A 936-nucleotide genomic window follows, 5' to 3' on the forward strand; every position below is an offset into this window, starting at 1 on the left:
ATAAATATACGTTTTTAAATTGTAGGAGTTTTAATTCAATAACCAACTTAGCCATTGGCTTTATACGGTGTTGGGCACTGTTTGTCATGACAAACTACCGAAAGTGCGTCTGATCATCTCTAAACCATCTTCTAATGTTCCTTCCACTAAACGGAGTTTTTTAAGTTCAAGTTTCGTGTTATGTGGACCGACAGTAAATAGTGGAATATTTTTAAACTTCTCATTTCTAAGTTCATCGAATTGCTTTTTTAATTTTCTCTCTTCATCATTTCTGGGCTCCAAAAATTTATAACCAATTGAAATTTCCTCAATTTTACTTTCGTCAAAATAGAACTTATTATTCACGCTAGAAGGGTCATTAAATAGTAATCTCCACTCTTTTTCATAGCTCCAGTTGTTTAGTTTTATAATATACTGATAGTATTCTGCAAATTTTGAATTTATAGAAATTGGATTTGGGTTGCCAGAGTAAATTACCTTTTTTAGTTTTACCAATTCTTTTTCCTTTTGATTTATAAAGTCAGGTTTAAATTTTATGCAAAAACCATGATAAGAATTAGTGTAATGGCTCCAGAGCAATGGTTCCATGCCATCCTCTGAAAAACTAGATATTCCTATCTCTGAAATATCATTTAATTTTTCAACATAATGCCATTCCTTAATTTCTTTCTGTTTTTCGATTATTAGATTTCTATTACAATCGAATGGGTCATTAAAATCTTTAGGATTGCTTAAATAAACATAATCGTTTTTTAACGAATGCAAACTATACTCAGTTAAAGAAAAATATTTGAATAGATTTTTCGAGTTGGTGTTCTGGATAATTCCATTCTCAACTAATTTCCAATCATTTTGATCAAATAAAATTTCAGTTTTTGAGTCTACTTTGATTTTTTCCATTTTGAGTGATCAAATTGTGCCCAACGTGTTTGTATA

At 29.7% G+C, this 936-nt stretch carries 1 protein-coding gene; it reads right to left on the reverse strand.

What is annotated here, in order from left to right:
• Window positions 1–84: 84 nt before the first annotated feature.
• Complete coding sequence (locus tag ACY2RU_RS17605; RefSeq protein WP_490139795.1) at window positions 85–900, reverse strand: DUF2971 domain-containing protein; 816 nt, start codon at window positions 898–900, stop codon at window positions 85–87.
• Window positions 901–936: the final 36 nt, after the last annotated feature.

The sequence above is a fragment of the Ulvibacter sp. 2305UL32-6 genome (assembly GCF_058148545.1).